Annotated in this window: 17 protein-coding genes; 11 read left to right on the top strand and 6 right to left on the bottom strand. The window is 54.0% G+C overall.

Features of this window, described 5'->3' with window-relative positions:
* The first annotated feature begins 4 nt into the window (after positions 1 to 4).
* On the top strand, positions 5 to 1,288 hold the full coding sequence (locus OQH67_RS02365) for a peptidase U32 family protein (RefSeq protein ID WP_215437274.1): 1,284 nt from the start codon (positions 5 to 7) through the stop codon (positions 1,286 to 1,288).
* 416 nt (positions 1,289 to 1,704) lie between these two features.
* Here OQH67_RS02365 and OQH67_RS02360 read toward each other — a convergent pair whose 3' ends face one another.
* Complete coding sequence (locus OQH67_RS02360; RefSeq protein ID WP_215437277.1) at positions 1,705 to 2,520, bottom strand: LamG-like jellyroll fold domain-containing protein; 816 nt, start codon at positions 2,518 to 2,520, stop codon at positions 1,705 to 1,707.
* A gap of 214 nt (positions 2,521 to 2,734) precedes the next feature.
* Between OQH67_RS02360 and OQH67_RS02355 the strand changes: the two genes are divergently transcribed.
* The 3 genes from OQH67_RS02355 to OQH67_RS02345 are packed head-to-tail and all read left to right on the top strand — an operon-like array spanning position 2,735 to position 9,296.
* On the top strand, positions 2,735 to 6,280 hold the full coding sequence (locus tag OQH67_RS02355) for an SUMF1/EgtB/PvdO family nonheme iron enzyme (RefSeq protein ID WP_215437291.1): 3,546 nt from the start codon (positions 2,735 to 2,737) through the stop codon (positions 6,278 to 6,280).
* 24 nt (positions 6,281 to 6,304) lie between these two features.
* The gene (locus OQH67_RS02350; RefSeq protein ID WP_215458999.1) at positions 6,305 to 8,152 is read left to right on the top strand and encodes a hypothetical protein; all 1,848 of its coding nucleotides are present in this window, start codon (positions 6,305 to 6,307) and stop codon (positions 8,150 to 8,152) included.
* A gap of 19 nt (positions 8,153 to 8,171) precedes the next feature.
* Positions 8,172 to 9,296 carry a Rid family hydrolase gene (locus OQH67_RS02345; protein WP_215437297.1) on the top strand — a complete coding sequence of 375 codons (1,125 nt, stop codon included), beginning with the start codon at positions 8,172 to 8,174 and terminating at the stop codon, positions 9,294 to 9,296.
* A gap of 126 nt (positions 9,297 to 9,422) precedes the next feature.
* On the opposite strand, the gene OQH67_RS02340 is transcribed toward OQH67_RS02345, so the two are convergent.
* The 3 genes from OQH67_RS02340 to OQH67_RS02330 all read right to left on the bottom strand — a co-directional run bounded on the left by OQH67_RS02340 (position 9,423) and on the right by OQH67_RS02330 (position 11,012).
* On the bottom strand, positions 9,423 to 10,214 hold the full coding sequence (locus tag OQH67_RS02340; RefSeq protein ID WP_215437299.1) for a hypothetical protein: 792 nt from the start codon (positions 10,212 to 10,214) through the stop codon (positions 9,423 to 9,425).
* A 184-nt stretch (positions 10,215 to 10,398) separates the two neighbouring features.
* Complete coding sequence (locus OQH67_RS02335) at positions 10,399 to 10,656, bottom strand: hypothetical protein (protein WP_215437301.1); 258 nt, start codon at positions 10,654 to 10,656, stop codon at positions 10,399 to 10,401.
* Positions 10,657 to 10,742: 86 nt separating this feature from the next.
* Complete coding sequence (locus OQH67_RS02330) at positions 10,743 to 11,012, bottom strand: hypothetical protein (protein ID WP_215437303.1); 270 nt, start codon at positions 11,010 to 11,012, stop codon at positions 10,743 to 10,745.
* A gap of 197 nt (positions 11,013 to 11,209) precedes the next feature.
* Here OQH67_RS02330 and OQH67_RS02325 point away from each other — a divergent pair, with 197 nt between their 5' ends.
* The 7 genes from OQH67_RS02325 (at position 11,210) to OQH67_RS02295 (ending at position 20,353) form a co-directional block, all read left to right on the top strand.
* Positions 11,210 to 11,593 (top strand): hypothetical protein, encoded by a 384-nt coding sequence (locus OQH67_RS02325; protein ID WP_215437306.1) that lies wholly within the window; start codon positions 11,210 to 11,212, stop codon positions 11,591 to 11,593.
* 211 nt (positions 11,594 to 11,804) lie between these two features.
* Positions 11,805 to 13,139 carry a hypothetical protein gene (locus OQH67_RS02320; RefSeq protein ID WP_215437309.1) on the top strand — a complete coding sequence of 445 codons (1,335 nt, stop codon included), beginning with the start codon at positions 11,805 to 11,807 and terminating at the stop codon, positions 13,137 to 13,139.
* 309 nt (positions 13,140 to 13,448) lie between these two features.
* On the top strand, positions 13,449 to 15,917 hold the full coding sequence (locus tag OQH67_RS02315; protein ID WP_215711601.1) for a ligand-binding sensor domain-containing protein: 2,469 nt from the start codon (positions 13,449 to 13,451) through the stop codon (positions 15,915 to 15,917).
* Positions 15,914 to 17,545: a hypothetical protein gene (locus OQH67_RS02310; protein ID WP_215459000.1), complete on the top strand. Its 1,632-nt coding sequence runs from the start codon at positions 15,914 to 15,916 to the stop codon at positions 17,543 to 17,545. Before OQH67_RS02315 ends, OQH67_RS02310 begins: the two co-directional genes overlap by 4 nt.
* Complete coding sequence (locus OQH67_RS02305) at positions 17,546 to 18,961, top strand: hypothetical protein (protein ID WP_215711600.1); 1,416 nt, start codon at positions 17,546 to 17,548, stop codon at positions 18,959 to 18,961.
* Positions 18,962 to 19,043: 82 nt separating this feature from the next.
* Positions 19,044 to 19,772 carry a hypothetical protein gene (locus tag OQH67_RS02300; protein WP_215437318.1) on the top strand — a complete coding sequence of 243 codons (729 nt, stop codon included), beginning with the start codon at positions 19,044 to 19,046 and terminating at the stop codon, positions 19,770 to 19,772.
* Positions 19,748 to 20,353 carry a hypothetical protein gene (locus OQH67_RS02295; protein WP_215437321.1) on the top strand — a complete coding sequence of 202 codons (606 nt, stop codon included), beginning with the start codon at positions 19,748 to 19,750 and terminating at the stop codon, positions 20,351 to 20,353. The genes OQH67_RS02300 and OQH67_RS02295 overlap by 25 nt, the downstream gene beginning before the upstream one ends.
* Positions 20,354 to 20,788: 435 nt before the next feature.
* Here the strand turns inward: OQH67_RS02295 and OQH67_RS02290 are convergent, their stop codons facing one another.
* Positions 20,789 to 21,466, bottom strand: a complete 678-nt coding sequence (locus OQH67_RS02290) for a phosphate signaling complex PhoU family protein (RefSeq protein ID WP_215437326.1) — start codon at positions 21,464 to 21,466, stop codon at positions 20,789 to 20,791.
* A gap of 32 nt (positions 21,467 to 21,498) precedes the next feature.
* On the bottom strand, positions 21,499 to 22,278 hold the full coding sequence (gene pstB, locus OQH67_RS02285) for a phosphate ABC transporter ATP-binding protein PstB (protein WP_215437329.1): 780 nt from the start codon (positions 22,276 to 22,278) through the stop codon (positions 21,499 to 21,501).
* Positions 22,279 to 22,307: the final 29 nt, after the last annotated feature.

Genomic DNA, 22,307 nt, shown 5'->3' with positions numbered 1-22,307 from the left:
TGCCATGTCCCCTCAATCCCGGATAGAAATCATGGCTCCGGCGGGTTCGTTCGAATCCCTGGCCGCCGCACTTCAGGGCGGTGCGGACTCCGTGTACTTCGGCATAGGGAAGCTGAACATGCGTTCCCGCGCCACGGCAAACTTTGCGGAGGAAGACCTGCCGGAAATCGTGGCCCGCTGCCATGAGACGGGGGCAAAAGCCTACCTGACGCTGAACATCATCGTGTATGATGAGGAACTGGAGACGGTGCGGAATCTGTGTGCCGCCGCAAAAGCCGCCGGAGTGGACGCCGTCATCGCTTCCGATCTGGCGGTAATCACCCACGCGCATTCCATCGGGCTGGAGGTGCACATGTCCGTTCAGGCGAATGTCTGCAACATGGCTTCTGTCAGGTTTTACGCACAATATGCGGATGTGGTTGTCCTTGCCCGTGAACTGACGCTGGGGCAAATCAGGCGTATCATTGACGGCATCCGGGATGAAGGAATCCGCGGGCCTTCCGGTGATCTTATCCGGGTGGAAATCTTTGCGCACGGCGCCTTGTGCGTGGCCGTGTCCGGCAAATGCCACATGAGCCTGGCAGCCTATAACTCTTCCGCCAACCGCGGAGCCTGTTTCCAGAACTGCCGCCGCGCCTACCGCGTGACGGATGAGGAAACGGGCAACGAACTGGTGATTGACAACAAATACGTGATGTCTCCCCGGGACCTGTGCACCGTCCAGGTTCTGGACCAGATTCTGGACGCCGGAGTCTCCGTCCTGAAGCTGGAAGGCCGGGGCCGTTCCTCCGACTACGTGCGGACGGTGACCTCCGTGTACCGGGAAGCGGCCCGCGCGTGCCTGGAGGGAGCCTTCTCTCCCGCCAGGGCGAATGCGTGGATGGAGCGGCTGGAATCCGTCTTCAACCGGGGATTCTGGAAAGGCGGCTACTATCTGGGCGTAACATGGGGGGAATGGAGCGGCTCTGCGAACAGTCGCGCCGCCCTGCTGAAAATCCACATTGCCAAGGTCGGCAACTTCTACCGGAAAAATGGGGTGGCGGAAATCTGCCTGGAAGCGGGTGCGCTCTCCACAGGACAGACCATTCTCATTGCCGGTCCTACGACGGGAGCTGTCCGGGTGGAGGTAAAGGCCATGCGGAAGGAAACGGAAGAGGGCATGGTTCCCGTGGAATCCGCAGGAAAAGGGGAAACCGTGTACATCGTGGTCCCCGAGCAGGTCCGCCGCCGGGACAAGGTCTATCTGCTCCGTCCCCGGAGGCTGGAAGACGCGGCCGGGAATAATTGACGGATTATCTTTGTTCCCTTTGCAGGTGGCATATATATGATTCACCTTGTTTTTTTGTTTTATTTATGAATCATGTTCCAATGGATTCTGTGACGAGGAATGACTATTTTTAATAATAGATGGTAAAGAATTCCATTCGCCGCATACCCCGTCCGGCAGTGCATTGATCCCGGTAGTAAAACAACTGGAAAAATGGGCGGATGAATTCCGCCCGGCCATGAAAGGAATGTAGGGAATGGAGGATTGAGGAAAAGCTGTTCCTGGGGTCCAAAGCAGGTGTGAATTCCTGTAATCATGGGTGCCCGGTCTGTTCTCTCTTCATGAAGACGGAATGGATGCTGTTCCCGGCTCGGCCACAAAAAACGGATATCCCGGTAACAGGATATCCGTTGTGAAAATAAAGTTCGGAAAGCAATTCACTCCTGCCGCCTTCTGCGGCGGAGCGCCAGAAAAGCCAGTCCCGCCAGTCCAAGGGTGGCGGTAGCCGGTTCCGGGACGCTGAGCGCGGCGATTTGTTCTGGGCTCAGAACGCCCTGATAGAGCTGGACATTGGAAAAATCGGCTGTCTGATTGTTGTTTCCGTTAAGGGGGCGCCCGCCCAGGGAAAAAGTGTCCAGCTTTTCGTTTGTTCTGTTATTAGAAGCCAGCATAGCAGTGGCGATTGCCTGTCCGTTCAGGTACAGGGTCAGGGCGGCGGTGCCCGTCTGGGTAACGCCGTCATTGGCGCCGGCGTCCACGGTGATGATGAAGGTTTGTTCCAAACCCTGAACGACGGTGCCCGGCGTGGAAGTCATTTCACTCAGCAAATAGCCTTCCGGCGCAAATCCCCAGCCGGCGTTGTCGCCTTTAGTGTAGTTGACCTTCAAATTCCAGCTGCTGGATTCCCCCAGACCGAACAGGACGGGCCAGTTGGTAGTGCCTTCCCCGTTCAGGCTAGCTTTGACGACAAAGCTGAAACTATTGTTCAAGGAAAGGGGGGAGGAATTATCCGTAAAGGTCAGGCGGGAACCGCCGGAATTGTAAATGCCGTCCGTAACGGAACCGCCGCCGAAGGACGGCGTGATGCCGGAATAGGAAGCCCCGTTGCTGTCCGTTACCACGATATTGTCCGCGTTCGGTGAGCTGGAAGTCCCGGTAAAGGACATATCCCATATCAATGTCCCTGCAGCCTGGGCCGTGTGCAAGGTGCCAAGCATGGCTGTGCAGGAGAAAAGAAGCAGTGTCTTTTTCATGAATTTAAAATTGAAAATGTGGTTAAACGTGTGAACCCAGGCAAATTCAAAGAGAGGATATGGATATCCCCCGTTATCCGGATTGATAATCCGCGGTATTTGCTTGTTTGCCCTTATTGACCCGGGTTAGAGGCAAAACGGCGTCCGCGGGAGAAATATCATTCCAGGTGAAGGAAAAAGGATGTGCTGTGCGTAGTATGTAAAACTGTGTGCCATGTTTGACTATTATTCCCTTCTCCGCCTTTCCTTCCTGGGCTGTGCCGTAATGTTCTCCAGCGTGCTCCAGGCTGCCGCCTTGCAGCCGTGGCTGCGGGATTTGTCCGGAATTCCTCTTCCAGCATCTGGGAAAGACGGGAATGAGTGGATGAAAAAATTGTGGACCCGGACGGCGGATTATGTAGCGTCTGTTCCCGAGCTGGAAGCCGCCGATGACTGCGGGGATGCCATGGTGATGCTGGCTCCAGTGTTCCGGGCGTGGCCGGATGCGGAAGCGGCGGGGGCAAGACTGGCTGAAATTCTTTCCCTGCCCGTGGAGCAGGCGGGTCCCGTCTCTTCATGGAATGACCTGATGAAGCATGAAGACGCCATTCTGAAGCAAATCCGCTTCATCAGATTGAAAAAGCTGGCTTCCTGTTATGATGCAGGGGCCATCCGCCGTGCCGTCGCCCGCAACCGGGAAAAATATGGAGAACGGTATCCGGATGCCGACAAATTCCTGGAGCGGCTTGATGCCTGGGAAAAAAAGCTGGGGCCTATCCAGCCGTGGATTGAAAAGGCCGGACCGGACCAAGAAGATATCCTGAGGGAACTGGTGGAATTACGCAAAAAGGCTCTGATCGACTCCCTGCCGGAGCAGGATTCCGTTAGGGAATGGGTGGCGGTGCGGCGGTTCAACCCGTCCGGCGGAAGCTCCTTCAACCATGACCGCCCGGCCAACTGGCAGGGCATCAGCAGCATGCCGGGGCCCGGGCGCGTGTACCGCAGCGGCATCATGAAATTCAGCGGCACGTCTTCCTCTTCCCCGGCGGGCCGCCTTTTGGAGGACGACCGCTGGATGGGGCATCTGGAACTGGATTTTTCCGGGGAACGGCTCATGTTTACGGGCAACCGCTTCGGAAAAAAGGAACAGCGGCCCTGGGACGTTTTTGAACTGGACCTGAAAACCGGGAAAAAGGAATCCCTTACCGCCCACATGCCGGCGGACACGGACAGCTACAACTCCTGCTACCTGCCGGACGGCCGCATCATCTTCATTAATACCTCCGGCATGCAGGGCGTGCCCTGCGTCACCGGAGTGGATTACGTGGGGAACATCCACCTTTACGACCGCGAGAAGAAGACGACCCGGCGGCTCACCTTTGACCAGGACAACAACTGGTTCCCCACCATGCTTCCGGACGGCCGCGTGATGTTCCTGCGCTGGGAGTACACGGAAAGCGCCCACTACTTCAGCCGCGTGCTGATGCACATGAACCCCGACGGCAGCGATCAGAAGGAATATTACGGCTCCAACTCCTATTGGCCCAACAGTCTGTTTAACGCCCGCCCCCTTCCCGGCAGGCCGGGTATGTTTGCGGGCATTGTCAGCGGACACCATGGAGTCAAGCGGCTGGGGGAACTGGTCATCTTTGATGTGAACCGGGGGCGCACCGCCACGGAGGGCGCGGTGCAGAAAATTCCCGGATATGGAAAACCCGTGGAAAACGTGACCAGGGACCAGTTGGTGGAGGGATTGAAGACTCCCTATTTTGCAGAACCGTACCCGTTGAGCGCGGAAACCTTCCTGGCCGTCTCCTCCCCTTCCGGCACGGGAGGAGTGACCAACGTGGTCTGGTGCGACGTGTACGACAACATCGTCCCCCTGACGGCTTCCTCCTACTTCATTTATGCCGATCCTACACCCTTGAGGCCGCGGAAAAAGCCCCCCGTGCTGCATGACCGCGTGAAGCCGGACGACAAAACGGCCACGGTATATGTTTCCGACGTGTACCGCGGCCGGGCCATGGAGGGCGTGCCCAGGGGGGAAGCCAGGTCTTTGCGCGTATTCATGTCGGAATACAGCCCGCGGGACACGGGCAGCCATTATGCCATGGGCATGGAAAGCAACTGGGATTTGAAGGTGCTGTACGGAACGGTGCCCGTGAATCCGGACGGGTCCGCCATCTTCACCGCCCCCGCCAACCAGCCTTTGACCCTTCAGGTGCTGGACGGGCAGGGCCGCGCGCTGGCCCTGATGCGGAGCTGGTTCACGGCCATGCCGGGAGAGACTTTAAGCTGCATCGGCTGCCATGAGCACCAGAACGCCGCGCCTCCCGCCAGGCCGGTGATGGCTTCCAGGCAAAAGCCTGCTGACATTGTCCCGTGGTATGGGCCGGCCCGTACGTTTTCCTTCGTCAATGAGGTGCAGCCGGTGCTGGACCGCCATTGCATCCGCTGCCATTCCGCGGAGAACAAAAGCAGGCAGGGGGTGCCGGATTTCATGACTCTGGAGGCCGTCAAGGGTGCTCCGGCGCCGGGTTCCGTGGCTTATTGGAATCTGCATCCGTATGTGCGCCGCAACGGACCGGAAGGAAACTATCTGGGATTGGCTCCCACGGAATTTGCTGTAGATACGTCCGAACTCTACCAGTTGCTCAAAAAAGGGCATCATCATGTGGACATGCCGGAGGAAGACTGGCACCGTCTGGTGACCTGGATGGACATGAACGCCCCCTATCTGGGCGAATGGCTCGGAGAGCGCAATGAAAATCTGCTGAAGCGCCGCTATGACCTGCACAAGATGTTTTCCGGCGTGGAACGGAACTACGTGACCATGAAGGATTCCCGTTTCCGCAGGGATGCCGGGGCGAACGTGTCCCATAGCGGATGCTCCGTTCCTTCGCCCCGCCGGGAAAACATAACCGTTCCGTCCCCTCAGAATGAAACGCTGACGCTGGATTTGGGGAACGGCGTAAACATGGCGTTCCGCCGCATCCCGTCGGGAGAATTCACGATGGGAAGCGAGCTGGAAACTCCCGCGGAAAAGCCCGTTGCCAAAGTGCGGATGGAAAAGCCGTTCTGGATGGGAGAGGCGGAAGTCACCCTGGAACAATACCGCCAATTTGATCCGGAATACCTCAACGGCTGGTACGACATGCACTACAAGGACCAGGTCAGGCCCGGGTACGACATGGATGCCAATCCGCGGTTTCCGGTTATCCGTGTGCCGTGGACGAAGGCCATGGAATTCTGCCGCTGGCTTTCCGCAAAAACAGGTAAAAAGGTAACTCTGCCCACGGAGGCGCAGTGGGAATATGCCGCGCGGGGCGGAGTGGAGACGGACTTCTTTTTCGGCGGCCGCGATTCCGATTTTTCCGCCTATGCCAATCTGGGAGACGTGACGCTGAAGGAACTGGCCGTCTCCGGCGTGGATCCCAAGCCGATCAGGAATCCCAACCGTTTCTGGGACTTCGTGCCCAGGGATGAAAAATTCAATGACGGAACGCTGCACCTGGCTCCCGTGAAAAGCTACAGGCCGAACGGCTACGGACTGTACGACATGATCGGAAATGCCGCGGAATGGACCCGTTCGGAATACAGACCCTATCCGTGGAACGGGAAGGACGGCCGCAACGAGACCCTGGATTCCCGCGTTCCCCGCACGGTGCGCGGCGGCTCCTGGTATGACCGCCCCAGACGGGCCACGTCCTCCTGGCGCTGGGGATATCCCGGCTGGCGTCCCGTGTACAACGTGGGCTTCCGTGTGATTATTGAAGACTGATTGACTGCCATGAAGATGAAACATATGCTTCCTTCTTTTCTTGCCGCAGCCTGCTGCCTGCTGGCCCTTGTCTCATGCAGGCAGGAACCGGACTCCGGGGCCGGTCCCGTGGCTCCGGTGGATGTCAAGGTTTATGGAAAACTGGCAGCCGTTCTGGGGCATGGGAGGAAAAAGCTGGAACTGGTGGATCCCGGTTCCGGGAAAGTGGTGAAAAGCATCCGCCTGTCCGGGAAGCCCAACGGCATGGCAATTGACGGAAATACCGCCTATGTGGCGGAAGGCGGCCCCGGAGGCGTGGTGGAAGTGGTCGCTCTGGACACGGGAACCGTGAAGGGAGCCTTCCCGGCAGGGCATACGCCCATGTCTCCGGTGGTGCGCAATGGTAAATTGTATGTGGCCGCCAGATTCGATTCCAAGATTGTGGAAATGGACGCTTCTTCTGGAAAAGTGCTGAATTCCTGGCCTGCCTCCCGTGAACCGGTGGCCCTGGCCGTCTCCCCGGACGGAAAGAAAATATGGGCGGCCAACCATTTGCCCGCAGGCGCGGCGAACGGGGACTTCACTGCGGCGGCGCTGACCCTGGTTGAGAACGGGAAGGCGGTTCATTTCCCCCTGGCCAACGGAACGCAGGGCGTGCGGGGCATGGCCGTCAGCCCGGACGGCCGCTACCTGGCCGTGGCGCACGTGCTGAGCCGCTACCAGATGCCGACGACGCAGCTGGACCGGGGCTGGATGAACACGAATGCCGTGACCATCATGGACACGGCATGTCCGGACAGGCCGCATCCCGTCCTGCTGGACGATCCGGACGCGGGGGCCGCCAATCCGTGGGGCGTGCTCTTTTCCCCGGACGGAAGCCGCCTGCTCGTCACGCATGCCGGCACGCATGAACTCTCCATTATTGATTTTCCCGCGTTGCTGGCGCGCATGAAGAAGGAGGACCGGGCGGGGAACCCCGTATCCGAAAGGCTGGGATTCCTGCACGACATCCGCACCCGCGTCCGCCTGCCCTTGAACGGTCCCCGCGCCCTGGCTTCCGACGGGGAAAACGTTTATGTAACGGGATATTTCTCTGATACGCTGGCGCAGGTGCCGCTCAAGGCGGACGCCGTCCCCCGGAACATTCCCTTGAACGCGGAATACCGTCCTTCCAGGGAACGGCTGGGTGAACAGTACTTCAACGACGCCTCCCATTGCTTCCAGGGGTGGCAGAGCTGCGCCACCTGCCACCCGGACGCCCGCGTGGACGGCCTGAACTGGGACCTGCTGAACGACGGCATGGGCAATCCGAAAAACACGCGCACCATGTTCCTCTCCCACCGGACAAGTCCCGTGATGAGTCTCGGCGTGCGTGCGTCTGCGGAAGTGGCCGTTACCGCGGGTTTTGTGCACATCCAGTTCATGGAGCCGGACGGAGACCTGGCCGCGTGCGTCAACGAGTACCTGAAAAACATGAAGGAGGTGCCCAGCCCGTTTTTGATGGCCGGCCATCCTTCCCGCCCTCAGACGAAGGAAACCGGGTGCGCCCAGTGCCACGCGCCCGGCGTGGAGCGCGGGTCCCTTACGGAATCCGCGCGCCGGGGCAGGGAAATCTTCAAGACGGCCGGATGCGTTCAATGCCATCCCCATCCGTATTTCACAACCAAGGAGCTGGTGGCCACAGGAACGGCGAAAGGACTGGATGAAGGCAGGAAAATCCTGGTTCCTTCCCTGGTGGAAGTCTGGCGCACCGCCCCCTATCTGCATGATGGCCGCGCGAAAACCCTTCGGGAAGCTGTCACGGTGCACAACCGGGGAGATATCCGCGGAAAAACGAGCAGTCTGAACGACAGGGAACTGGAAGACCTGGTCAACTACGTACAATCCCTTTAAAGGGGGAGAAAGGAAAGGCATGGCTGGAAAACTACGGGAAATATCCGTATGGGATGATGGAACCGGAACAGGGGAACGTTTCTTCTGCATGACTGCGGAACCGGGCGGAAGCTTTGAGGAAGAGTTGCATTCCCTGATGGACAGGTACCGTGAATCGGGTGGAGACGGAGGAGACGAGTTCCTGCTGCGCTTCCATGTCAGCGATCCTGCCCGGCAGTCGGAACTGCTGAGCCGTGTGGTGAAAGGGCGTCGTTCCTATGTTTCCATCGTAGGACAGCCCCCGGCAAACGGTTCCCGCGTGGCGTTGGAGGCATGGCATCTGGGCGGCATGCTGGGAAAAAGCAAGGAGGAAACGGAAGAAGGAACGGTACTGGTGGCGCGGAGGAAGCATTACCGCCTGTTTCTGGCAGGCAGGCGCACGGCTGCCGTGTGCGGCAGCCACGACCAGATGCAGGAGGAATTCCGCTGGCTGGACCGTGTGGCCGCCGCGCAGGGAGGAACTGTCCCGGCTCTGGTTCACCGCACCTGGATTTACTGCCGGGACATTGACAACAACTATCGGGGGCTGGTGGAAGGCCGCAATGAGAGCTTTGACCGTTACGGACTGAGTCCGGAGAACCATTACATCGCCAGCACCGGCATTGAAGGCTGTACGGAAACGCCGGGGCGCCTGCTGCACATGGACAGCCTGGGCATTGCCGGGCTGAAGCAGGGGCAGGTCAGGTACATGGAAGCTCCGGACTACCTTTCTCCCACGCACCTGTACCGGGTGGCTTTTGAACGCGGCGCCCGCATCGTGTACGGCGACCGCTCCCATTACTTCATCTCCGGCACGGCCAGCATTGATGCGGCGGGGAACATCGTTCATCCCGGGAATGTGAAGCGCCAGACCGTGCGCACCCTGGAAAACATGCGTGCGCTGATGGAACGGAGCGGTGGAAGCCTTTCCCACCTGAAGCAGGCCGTCGTGTATTTGCGGGACTGGGCGGACCGGGATGTGGTCGAGTGTGCGCTGATGGATTCTCCGCTGGCGCACGTGCCGCACCTGCTGTTGAAAGCTCCGGTGTGCCGTCCGGGCTGGCTGGTGGAAATAGACGGCATCGCCGTCAATGGAGCGGGAGATTCTTCTTTTGCTCCCTTGTGAACGGCAGCCGTTTCCCGCCCCTGCGGAAATTCGGGGCTGTCCCGTTCTCTTGGAAAAATCGGTTTCCGGCATGCGCGCTGCCGGGCATTCAATCGGATCGTCGGGGGGCTGAATACCCCCACCCTGTCAAGGGCGCATTTTTTTCTTTCTGCCTGCTCCCTTGTACAGGAATTTCGTTTTGGGCTCACGTCCAACGGTACGGTCGATGAGGTCGGGAATCTCCTTGTCGGAATATCCGGCCAGTTTGATATATTTCCTTACCAGGGCCGCATTTCCCGGAAAATATTCTACCAGTAAATTTAAAAATGTTTTTTCCAGGGAATCCGTGCGCATTTTGGCGGCATTGTTGCGCAAATCCTCAGTGTTGATTTTATTGTGAATCAGAATGGATCTGAGATTAGCCTGGTTGATGTCGATTTTCCGGTCATGGTAAAGCAGCCTTTTCTTTTCTTCCTCTTCCTCTTCCTGGAGCTGCCGTTTCTGTTTTTCTCCCAGATCCGGATCATAATTTTGTTTGATGTCGTGAAGAATTTTAGCGGCATAAAGGGCGTACAGACCAGCAATTTTCTCACGCGAGACGGACAGCACGGCAGCAAGCCTGTCTATATCCTGAGTGGCTATATACCGGGCCGCGCTTGTCTTGACGTCGTAATCCAGTGTCTTGTCCTCTCTCCAGGAATCGGGAATTTCCGGAGATGCGTCCATTTGGAAAAGGGGCGCCGCCGCAATGTAATAAAAAGTCCACAAGTCGTTTTGAACTTGCTCCGTGTTTTTGTCCTGAATCCTGCCATTCTCTTTCAATAGTTTTTTTGACCTTTTGTAAAACTCTTCCAGCCTGCCCTGGTCCAAAAGGTCCTTGAGTCCGGAGGCGGTATATTCCGAATGTTTAACAAAATCGGGATAAGGCGGTTTTTCCACGTTTGGATTCAAGACTGCCGGAGCGCCCTGAATGAAAGAAAGGGGCGACAGGCCGCAGAATAAACAGGCAAGGAGGCTTTTCATAAGAATTTGGTCAGGGTTTCCGGTTTTCTCTTTGGAGTATAATATTGCGTTTTGATAGCTGTGCGTTGAACGCCGCGTCCAAATTTGGTGATTTTGATGGTTACTCCTTCTTCATTGGGGGCTGGGCTGACCATGTAAACAGGAAACGCTGGTTTCCATTCATCGTGCCCCTTTTCCCCGGTCTTGGATTTTTGGCGTGGTGGGCGATGACTTTTTGATGGTCATGGGTATCGGTTTCAGGAACAGCGACTGTAAATTCTTTTTCTTTAACCGTATTGTATTCGGTCGTAGCCCAAACGTCCACTTTTCTTCCGTGAATGGAATAAGGATTGATCTTGATTTTGGCAGGGTTACCCATTTCTTTATCCGGCTCTCCCAGATTTTCTCCTTTCAGAATGGTCCATTTGATCTTTTGAGCATTCCCGATGAGGGAATCTTTTCCTGTTAAAAGAAGATCGACAGATTCTCCAATGCCCAGCCTGGTCCGCTTTCTGTCTCCGCTTCACTTTTCGGAACTTCTTTTCCCTCTTCTCTTGCAAGATGAATATCGGCTGATAATTCATCCGTCGCTGAGTCAATTTGAAAGACTCCCGTGTCTTCTTCCTCTGCCTGGATGGGCGGCAGCACAGCTAATCCAATCAGATACACGGTCCATTTGATGAGAAGGAACGAACTGGTCATGGGATGGAAAAGAAGCTCTCTAATAAATTCCATGGAAGAGTTTTTTTCTCCATTGTCCACAAATAATTTTTATAAAATATAGATTAATTTGCAATCTAACAATTATTTGAGGTAATTAAAAAATTGATGATAAATATTATAAATAGCTGTTCCTGCCGGAAGTGGCTGAATAAAAGGAAATGGCCGATTTCGCTTGTTATCTCTCAGAAGGACGACTACCGTATCTTTGCATGACGTACCGCCTCAATACAGACCGCCTGGTACTTTTTTCCGTGCTGTTGTGGGGTCTACTCCCTCCGGGACTTTTTGCATGGGGGAGCAATCCGCCTACTCCCGATAATGTGAGGTGGCTGGACCAGTTCTGTTCCAGTTATGTGGAATTCCTGACCATGGGAGGAATTCTCGGAATCATCATCGGTTTTGTGTGTGCCGTTCTGATCTGGCTGGTGCACCGGCTCACTTGGGCGCGGAGTGTCAAGATAGCCGTCCTGTTCCTGCTGTCCGCCGTGATCCTGATCCTGTACGGCGGCTCCCTGTCCTTTGCGCTGTTTTATTTGCCCCTCGCCCTGATCAACCCTGCCGTGTACTGTTTCAGCGTGAGCAAGGCGGAATGACCGGGAAGAAGGGGCGCATTGGCTGCCCGTATTTTTCGGCATGCCTGCCGCCGGAAGAATAAGGTGGAATTAATTTTAGTTGACAGTCAATGAAATAGATTGTTATTCCGTAAAGGATAACTTGCTATTTCCTATGAACAGGCTCTTTTCCGGCATTGCCGGCAGATTCATTTCCTTTTCTTCATTCCGTCATGGATGGCCATGTGTTGTTATGGCTGCATTGCTGCTCTCGGCAGGCTGGGCGCAGGGGGAAACGTGCATGCAGCTCACGCCGTCGGGCTGGAAGGAGAGGGAAGATAGAAAGGAAGATTACTTGTTGACGGGGCTGAAGGAAAAAATAGGAATCTTGCCATTGCTGAACGGAGGAATATGGAAGCCGGAGGACATCGTTCCTCCGGAAGGGAACGTGGCATGCGGAGACAAATTTCTTCTGCCTGAGTCGAAGGGGGGGCGGGAACGCTGGATATTGATGGACCGGGAAGGGAATGAATGTGCTCATTTGGATGTGTATTTATTTGAGTCGGAAAGGATGGCGAGAAAGGAATTTATTCTTGAGCGTGAATCGTTCTCCCAGCTGGGAGATCTTGTTGTCTGGGGGAAGGATGTGGCCGGAGAACGAGGAACCTGGTGCATGTACCGTTTATCCGGAAAGAGCGTGGATTGCCCCGAGTTTGCTGTGCGGGGAAATCTGGGAATCGATTTCTGGACGGGCGGCCGGGATTTTTCCATTTCCCTGCCGGAAGTGGAACAATTGTTTGATTTGTTTCTGGACAGGAAAAATCATATTGCCGCCGGAGAGGAGCTAAACCGGGCGTTGGAAAAAAAACGGAAAAGGAGGGCGGAATATGATAGAGAAAAGAAGGAACAATACCTCATGGATGAAAAAATAGGTCCGGAGGAACGACGCCGGATGGACCCCTGGTACGGGATGCCTGAATTATGCCGGACGATTGCCGGATTTGGCAGGGAACAGGTCCCCGTGGATTTGCTGAGGCATGAGGAGGTTTTGAGTGAAGAACTTCAAATTCCCAATGTTCATGAGGGCTGCATGCACTTTGCCCTGTTTCACGGAGGGATCGAACATGGACTCTATCTTGGCATGTTTCAAGAGTTGCGCCATGGCGCCCATGCCGTGCTGAATCCTGTCACCCCCTGGGATGATACGCTCACCAGGTCGGATTTTATAGAAATCCTGGTAGCTCACGCGCGCAGCCGGAAGGAGGCGATGGAGCTGTTGCTCAAGATGCGTTTCTACGATCCGTTGGGACGGAAAAGGGATGTACGTGCCGTTGCGGCGGAAACCGATATGGGGAACTCCAAAAAAACGGGACTGGTGGGAGATTTCGATATGTTTGCCGGTTCCGTTTGCGCTCCGGGTGAAAACAGAAGTGGAGCGAAAATAGCGTCTTCCGTATATTTCCTGCGGAGGAATACGGCGGTGATGCTGGTATCCTCTGATCCAAGGTATTCCGTGTTGTCTCTTGCCCGAATTCTGGATGACAGGTTATTGAAATACGAAAAGAGGTTGAAGACGGAGCAGAAGTGACAAGGACTGGAAATACAGATTGACGGATGTTCCGTATTGTCTGCCGTTCTGACGCTGAATCGGAGATTGGCGAAGAGGAAAAAACGGAAACGTGGCTGGCGGTCCTGCCTGGTTGACGGGGCGTTTTTCTCTTAAGGCATCCTTTCCATATATTCTTGTTGTGTTCTTGGAAAAATAACGTAACATATCATTTGATATCATATTTTTTATTTAACGTTGATTTTTTTTGTTATGGATGGCTAATAATTACCGTGCATGGTTTTCTTTTTTAAATTGTTCAGGAATTGTTTTGCTTTGGCTTGCCTGTTGTTGGCGTGGACAAATGGAGGTTTTATCCTGGCTTCCGGGAATGCGGGAAGCGGAAATGCGGCGGCTCCGGCGAACCGGCTTCCTGCCTGTCCCGTCTCCTTCCTGATGGACGCGGTAGCGGATGCACGAGGAAATGTATGGGTGGCGGCGGAGGCTGGGGGCGTCTGGAAGCTGGAAGCCGGAACTTGGCGCGCCATGCATCGGGAGCCGGGATTTCCCCCCACCATGAATTGCTATGCCATTGCCGAGGACTTGCAGGGCCGGATCTGGGTGGGGACGGACAACCAGGGAGTGGCTGTCTGGAACGGCGAGACATGGAAGACTTACGATCAGCTTTCCGGATTATTGGGAGAACGCGTGTTTGCCATCCGGATAAGTCCCGTGACGGGTTTGGTAGCGTTGGCAACCTCCGGCGGTCTGTCCCTATACGATCCTGCCGGAAAAACGTGGAGAGGCATCACCCGGGCGGAAGGATTGCTGGAGGACCAGATTGAGGCGCTGGCCTTTACTCCCGGGGAAGACTTGCACGTGGCCTATCAATGCGGAGGTGTCAGTTCCGCTTCTCGCCGGGACGGCTACGGGAAATGGCGCCATTCCCAGGCCAGATGGTACTGGGACAGGGGGCAGAGGATGAGACAGCCCGCCGAACGCTGCGGAACCTTCCTGCCCTCCAATTTGTGCAACGCCATTGCCGTTCAGGAGGAGCGCGTGGTTTGGATAGGCACCAACGCGGGGCTGGTGAGGGGTATCAACGGAAAATACCTGTTCACGAGGGGAAGGGATTTCCAGGAGAAGAACAAGGGATTGTTCGGCGGAATGCCGAAGGATTACCGTCCTGTGGAATCCATGGTTATTGATCCCGTGCCCGATCTTCTGCCGGAAGACTACGTCACGGCTCTGTTTCCTACCCCGGACGGGATATGGGTGGGGTTCCGGCAGCAGGGCGCGGCATTGGTGGACGCCCGTACCATGAAGATGAAAAAAAGGGCGCTTCATACCCATTCCAACGTGCGCGCCAGATGGGTCCGCGCGTTTGTGGCGCTGCCCGGCGGCAGGCTGTGCGCGGCTACCAATGGCGGGGGCTTGCTACCGGTGGGTGAGAGCGGGGAAAAGCGTCATGCCGGAAAAGCGGTTGCAACCATGGCGAAGGAGCATCCCGTTCCCATGCCGTACGCAGACGGTGAGGAATGCCGTCGGCTGGAGCAATTGTTCCGTCAGCCGGACTCTTCCGCCCCCGCTCCCGTGACGTATTTTCATGAAGACTGGAGCACGCAGGGAGACTGGTGCGAACGTTATGGCATCAATTACGCCATGCTGTGCGCCATGAATGCGCCGATCAATAATGTAACATACAATTTTTCATGGGGATTTAAATTTTCCGTAGGAGGATGGATGGGGCCGCACCGGAAGAAAAATGACGATTTGCGCCACTGGGTGCATTGGGTCAACAAGCCGGACAACAGGAACGTGCTGTTCTGCCCCACCAGCGGCATGCGGACGGAGGCGGAATGGGACGATCACGGAGAAGTTTATTCCTATTCCTTTGACGGGCCGGATGTGTGGGCGCTGGTTCGGGTGCCGGAGGGAAGGCATTTGGTGTCCCTGTATTTTTACAATCCCAACGGCAGGGAGAAGCTGAACGGTCACCGGGATTTCGTGGTGGAAGCCCGGAAAATTCTTCGTTCCTCTGTTCCTCCCAAGATTCTGACCAGAGACATACCGATCAGGGAATTGAAACTTCCGCCGGACTGTATGATTGAGGAATTGGAACGTCAACTGGCGTCCCCCGTGCTGGCTCGGTGCCGGGTGAAGGATTTTTCCGGGAGCGGCGTGTATAAAACGTTCCTGATGAACGGAGGTGGGTGCTACGGTTTTCGTGTGGTCAGAAACAACTCCATGAACACGATTCTAAACGGCGTGTTTCTGACGGGACTGGCTTCTTCGGCACGGAAAAACAGGCTGATGCGGGCAGCTTATGGGCCCGTCCGTCCGCAGCCTCCGTCGGTTGCCCACTTGCCTCTGAAAGATATTCCACGGGAAGCGCTTTCTCTTTGGTCCGCCTGCCAGAGCTGGGACCAGGGAGGGAACAGGTGGATCTACCAGTGGAAACGTTGTGCGTTCCGTGCTTATACGGCGTTATTGCGTTATCCGGACAGACTGGATGATTTAATGTCTGCCTGGCGGTGGCAGTTGGGGTACTGGACTCCGCAGGATCGGGTGCACTCCGCCAAAATGCTGGAAGATACATGGGCCTCCAACCAGGAAGACTTTGTGCCATACCGCTCCAGAAATTGGACGCCGTATAGCCCGAACGTAGTTTCCTTCACCGTTGAAGAATGTGGAAACATGCTCTACACCGGATTGGATTGGAAGGAATTCAGGAATATGGAGCCGGATCACCCCAAGGTATTGGAAGCCAAAAAGGTGATTCGGGAATATATCAGAAACAAGGAAAAACAGAAAAAATGAAGGCATTGGTTTACTGCATAGCATGGTTGATGGTGGCCAGCTGCCATGTTGTGACCGCAGAAGCTTCTTCCGAATTTGTAAATGGAAGCACGATCAAGGTGATGACTGCGGAAAATCGCGCCATGGACGGCAATGAGGAAATGGTAATATTCCGCAAAGGCACCGCAGAGGGAAAGCCGGAAGCTGAAAAGGTTAAATTGAAAATTACCAACGAATTCAAACCTAAACCCCGTGACGAGTACAAGTTGAGCGGACCCATTTACAAATGGGATGGTAAGGAAGGAGCCTTGAGCTATGATGAAAAAGGCAAGGAGGAAATGGAATTTACAACCACGGAAAAATCCTGGGGTAAGGAATTCAAGATCAAGGGTTCCATTGAGTACAAGGACATTCCCCTTGATCCCAAAAACAAGGAAGAACTTGCTAATCAGGAAGGTCCGGCCAAGGCGGATATCAAGGCCGTTTCTCCGGTGGTCAAGGTCAAATCCGTAACGTTCCGGCACGGCAAGGAAAATTCCTCTCTTCCGGTAGCGGAGGATGCCGAAGGAAAGCTGGTTCCTACGCCGGAATATCAGGCGGACGCCGGGGACAAGGAAACCGCCATCCTGTATGCGGCGGAAAGCACGCCGGTAATCCAGGTGTGCTTTGACGTCAAGCCGGCCGGTCTTAAGATGAAAGATGTGGAAATCAAGGGGGAAGTCGGAAAGGGAAAGGAAAGCATCCTGAAGGCGTTGACCATGGAGGAAGCGGACAATCAGAATTTTGATGCTAATAGTAAAATTCCATTCAAGGCTGCCAAGCTGGACAAGAAAGTGGCTTTGGGTGGGGTTTCCCACGAGTTCGAGATCACGTATAAAGATGTGCAGTTGATTAATAAACCAGATTATTCGGTGGAGAAAGCGTACGTGGTGTTAAAAAAACCGGTGGGAAGTTGGACGAAGAAGACTCCTTGGAAAAAGGTATTGCAATTTTTTATTGAGGAATGCAATACGAAAGGCATTGATAAAGATCATGATATCATTTGTAAAGTAAAGTGGAAAGTCGGATCTAATAAGTATAATGAAGTCGGAGTAGTATATGTTAATGTTGGATATAATAAATATGATATTAATCTTTCAAATTTCTTAGAAGATACAAATCAAAAAACAAATTGTTCTGATGTCGCGACTTTAACTGGTTTATGTTCGAATTTTCATGGAATAGATTTGAAAGTTCGTAAATGTATGCCTTTTCTTAATTGGGAATATCATGCTTATAATAAGCTTGGAGATAAAATTTATGATGCAAGATTTCCTCCAGGTGACGGAACGAAGAATGAAGAACAATTTTATAATCAAGTGGGAATTGATGAAAAAAGCAAAGGAGAAAAAGGCCATTATGTTCAATTGAGAGAAGTTGATATAAATAATAATTTTATTGGGGAGGCATTTTTTTGGGAAGTTCCATTCAGTTATATTAAAAAACAAACTCCGGCTTCAGCAATGAAAGTGATCAAAGAAGATATACCAAAATACGAAGGAAGAAGAATTAGGGTTGTAGGTACAAAAATAAGAGATGGAGTGGAGGTTCCGGCTAAAGCTAAATTCCTTCTGGAGGATATAAAGATAGAAAATTTGGAAATTAAATAGATGAAAACTGTTGCGATAATATTTCTTTCAGTTATAGGCGTGTTTGTTACATGTGGGCATGAAGCCTTGATAGAATTAACCCCAGGAGCTAAAAAAGAGACAGTTCCCTCGTTTGGCGAGCAGATTGAATGGCTGCTTGATTACGAATACCATTGGAAGGAACTGGAATCCGTTAGGGAATCATTTCGTTTCAAAACGCCTGAAGGAGCGTCTGTGGAACGGAAAAATATTGTCGCTTTGAAAGAACCTCTGATGCTCAATGGAAAAATAATGATGAGCCGTTTGAATGGGGAAAGCGATCTTTCCTGGAGCTTGATCGATGAAGAAGGCAATGACTGTGGTGGCGTAGCTCTTTTCTGGACTTCTTCCAGGATTCATCTCCAGCGTCTTCTAATCATCCTGGCCGATTTCTGCCCTCCTGATTCCACAGGTTCTCTAAACGGGTTTCATGAAAAATTGGAAGAGAAAGGTTTATGGTGTTTATATCGTTTTGATAGAGAGAAAAAGCTTCAATTTAAATGTTCCATGCAAGGGAATCTCGGGTTGGTTTTCTATTGGAATGAAAATGATGAAAGCAGGAAAAAATTTGATGAAAAAGATGCGCGGGAACTATTCCGTTTGTTGAGAGGCGAAGGTGAATTCAAGTCGCCGGGAGACAGGTTGCAGGTAGCTTTAACCAAGCGGAATCAGAGGTTAAAAAAACTTGCTATTGAGTTAGAAGAAAAACGGAAAGTTCAGCGTAAAGAAAAGGAAGAAAAGGATAAGAAAGAACACGAAGCGAAGGAACTGGAAAAGTGGAAAAAGGATCCCTGTTACCAGATGCCTCCACTTTGTGAGGAGGTGATGGCCTATGATTCTTCCCGGGCTCCCGTGGAACTGTTGAAGCATGACGAGGTGATGAATGGGGAATTGGTGATTCCCAACGCACATGAAGGCGGAATCACGCTGGATATGGTGAAGAAGTGGGGAGGGAGATCATTTCGAGTGGAAGGCGTGGGGCACTTGCGCAATGGCATGCATGCGGTTTTGACGCCCAGCGGTTCTATAGCTAAAACCATGGAGCAGGGGGCCTGTGTAGAAATTCTGGTGGCGCATGCTCGCAGCCGGAAGGAGGCAATGGAACTATTATTGAAACTGCGTTTCTATGATCCGCGGAACACGGAGAGAGACCCGAAGGATGTAGCGGCGTCCACGGTAATAAAGCCGGGGAAGGTGGGGGACTTCGACCTGGGATGCGGTCCCGTGCTGGGGCCGGACGGGGCGTTGGTGAAAGGGAGCGAGCAATCTGCGGTGTATTTCCTGAGAGGGAATACGGCCGTCATGGTTTTGTCCATAGATCCCGGGTATTCTGTACTGGGAATGGCCCGGAAATTGGACGCTGCTCTGCTCTCCTGCATTGGAGCATCAGCCAGTTAGGTATTCTAGTGGAAGTTTTTTAAATGCAAAGAGGATAAAAACTGTGATTCATTGCAGCATTTCTTTTTTCATACATTTGGCCATGATTTTTGCATGTCTCTATTCCTGCCTGGCTTCAGGGGAGGACGTCTTCTGTATTAGTCCGAACGGGGTAGCAGCTGAAAAAATGGAGCTTGATATTTGTGGCGACATGGACGGAGACAAAGGATTTGATGAAAATTTGCCGGTGAAACGGAAAACATGGTCCAAGACGGATATTGTTATTCCTCAAACCAACTTGAAATGTGGGGAATATTTGTTTCTTAGAGGTGGGCAGAAAGATTTTCACTGGTGGAGGTTGATGGACAAGGAAGGGAATATGCTTGGTTATGTGCATATATACTTATTTAAAACGGAACGTGAAGCCAGGAAGATGTTGAAAAATAGGAAGTTGAGTGTAATCTCTTTAAAAGTGAAAGACGTATGGGGCAGGGATGGAACTTGCGGCGTATTTGAGGATATGGAGACATTCCCGGCAATGCTTTTATATGCAATAAGGGGGAATCTGGGAATTGCAATAGGAGGTCCGCGTGAACGGGATGTCTGGGATGTAAAGCTTGCCGAATCAATTTTTGATTTCTTTTTGGATAGGACATCGTGGATTCCCATGGACGAGAAAGATCTGGCGGTAGCTTTGAAAAAAGAAGGGAGAGACAGCTTGAAGTTGAACGGCAGAAGGAAGCGCTATATAGGAAAGAGCAAGAAGCAAGGAAACTGGAAGAGTGGAAAAAAGATCCCTGCTATGAGATGCCTTCCCTTTGTGACAAGGTGATGGCTTATGACAAAACCCTGGCTCCGGTGGAGATGTTGAAGCATGCAGAGGCATTGAGTGAAGAACTGGTGATTCCCAATGTTCACGAAGGCAGAGTTACCCTGGAAATACTGAAGAAATGGGGCGGGAAGTCGTTCCGGGTGGAGGGAGTGGGCCACCTGCGCAATGGCATACATGCGAAGTTGAAGCCCTCCGGGAAATTGGAGGAAACGATGGAACGGGGTTCTTGCGTGGAGATACTGGTGGCGCATGCGCGCAGCCGGAAGGAAGCGATGGAGCTGCTGTTGAGGCTGCGTTTCTATGACCCGAGGAATACGAAGAGAGACCCACGCGATATAGCGGCATCCACGATAATAAAGCCGGGAAAGGTGGGGGATTTCGACCTCGGTTGCGGCTCTGCATTGGGACCGGATGGGGCGCTGGTGAAGAACAGCGGTGAGTCGGCGATGTATTTCCTGCGGGGGAATACGGCCGTCATGGTCTTGTCCACAGATCCCGGGTATTCTGTACTGGGAATGGCCCGGAAACTGGATGCTGCGCTGGAAGGCAAAGGCGCCGCTCCCGTTTCCCAATCCGACTGACCGTTTTTTATTTGTATGACACCATGCCATCATGAACGAAAAAATCGTGGGCCCGCTGTTTGTATTTTGCGGGCACCATATCCGTTTTATGGGCCGCCTTCCGTTGTGTTCGATGCGGAAATTCAGCTTGAAGTTCTTTTCCGGTGATATGCGGAGATGGGAGAAGGCGGTCATCCATCCGTTTTATTCCGTCGCAAGGCGGAAGTTCAGGGTTGAGGTACATGATTTATCAGGGGAGGGGGATGCCGGACCCCGGATTGTTCAGAATAGGGTGCTTTGGTGAAGTGCCAGGTGTCCGGAGAAGGCATGGGAATGCGATTTAATTTCCGTAGGGCCACCCTGCCTGATGATGCCATTGCGGCAGGCGGTTGCTGCTGGGAAAAGCGCGGGATGGCCTTCTGGGGGAATTCGTTTTCCGTTTTCTTTTCCGTGAGGTCATTTATCCCTGCCGTGGCGGATGTCCGTGGCTTCCTTCAGGAAGACGACGGCGGCGGCGATGGTTTTGGCGATGTCTCCGATGCGCTCGATGGAGCGGATGATGAAGAGCAGGTTGACGTTGAGGGATTGTTGTTCCTCTGCCTCCGGAGTGACGAGGCCGCCCAGGGCTTTGCGGTGGGCCTTGTCCAGCTTCTTGTCGCGCAGTCGCACTTCCCGCGCCGTTTCCATGTCCTGCGTTTTCAGGCTTTCCACGGCGTCCCGGAATTCGGAGACGGCCATGTTCAGCAGGGGGAGGACGATGTCCGGGGCAAGGGATTCCTGCCGCTTGATGGAAGCTTTGGCATGCCGGGCGATGTCGGCGACTTCCTCCGCGCATTCGCGGAGCTTGTCCGTACAGCGGGAGAGGGAGAGAACCAGGCGCAGGTCGGAGCCGAGGGGGTGGAACTGGATGAGGACGGCGGAGCAGAGGGAAAGAATCTGGCGCGTTTCTTCATCCAGCAGTTCATCGTCCGCAATGATGCCGTTGGCTCCGTTCATGTCCGCATCCGAGATGACATGTTCCAGTACGGCCATGTGGTCCAGCAGGCTTTCGCAGACGCAGTTGACGCGTGTCTGGATGTTGTTCAGGGCCAGATCGTAGTGGGGGAGGATGTGGTTGCCGGGATGTGGTGTCATGATGGTGGAAGAAGGAGTGATGGTTGCCGGGATCAGCTGAAACGGCCCGTGATGTAGGCTTCCGTTTCCTTTTCCCCGGGATTGGTGAAGATTTGGGACGTTTGCCCGTATTCGACGAGGCGGCCCATGTACATGAAGGCGGTGTTGTCCGCGATGCGGGTGGCCTGCTGCATGTTGTGGGTGACGATGACGATGGTGAGGTCTTTTTTCAGGTCTTCCATCAGGTCTTCGATTTTCAGCGTAGCGATGGGGTCCAGGGCGGCACAGGGTTCGTCCATCAGCAGGATCTGCGGACGGTTGGCAATGGCGCGCGCGATGCACAGGCGCTGTTGCTGGCCGCCGGAAAGGCCGTAGGCGCTTTCATGCAGCTTGTCCTTCACTTCGTCCCACAGGGCGGCTCCTTTCAGGCTGCGCTCCACTGTTTCATCCAGTTCCGCGCGGCTGTTGCGGCCCGCCACGCGGAGGGGGAAGACGATGTTTTCATAAATGCTTTTGGGGAACGGGTTGTATTTCTGGAAGACCATGCCCACCCGCTTGCGCAGGGAGATGACTTCCACGCGCGGGTCGTACAGGCTGGCGCCGTCTATGCGGATGTCCCCTTCATGGCGCACTTCCGGGATCAGGTCGTTCATGCGGTTGATGTTGCGGAGCAGGGTGGATTTCCCGCAGCCGGAGGGGCCGATAAGGGCCGTCACCTTGTTGGATTCAAAGGTCATGCCTATGTTGAAGAGAACCTGCTTGTCTCCGTAATGGAAGCAGAAGTCCTCTACCTCGATGATGGGATCGTCGTCTGCGGCGGATGGTTCAGTCATGGGATGTGGAAATAAGGGGCGGAATGCGG

It is taken from the genome of Akkermansia biwaensis, assembly GCF_026072915.1.
Classification (GTDB): domain Bacteria; phylum Verrucomicrobiota; class Verrucomicrobiia; order Verrucomicrobiales; family Akkermansiaceae; genus Akkermansia; species Akkermansia biwaensis.
This window is presented reverse-complemented; position numbering and strand designations above follow the sequence as displayed.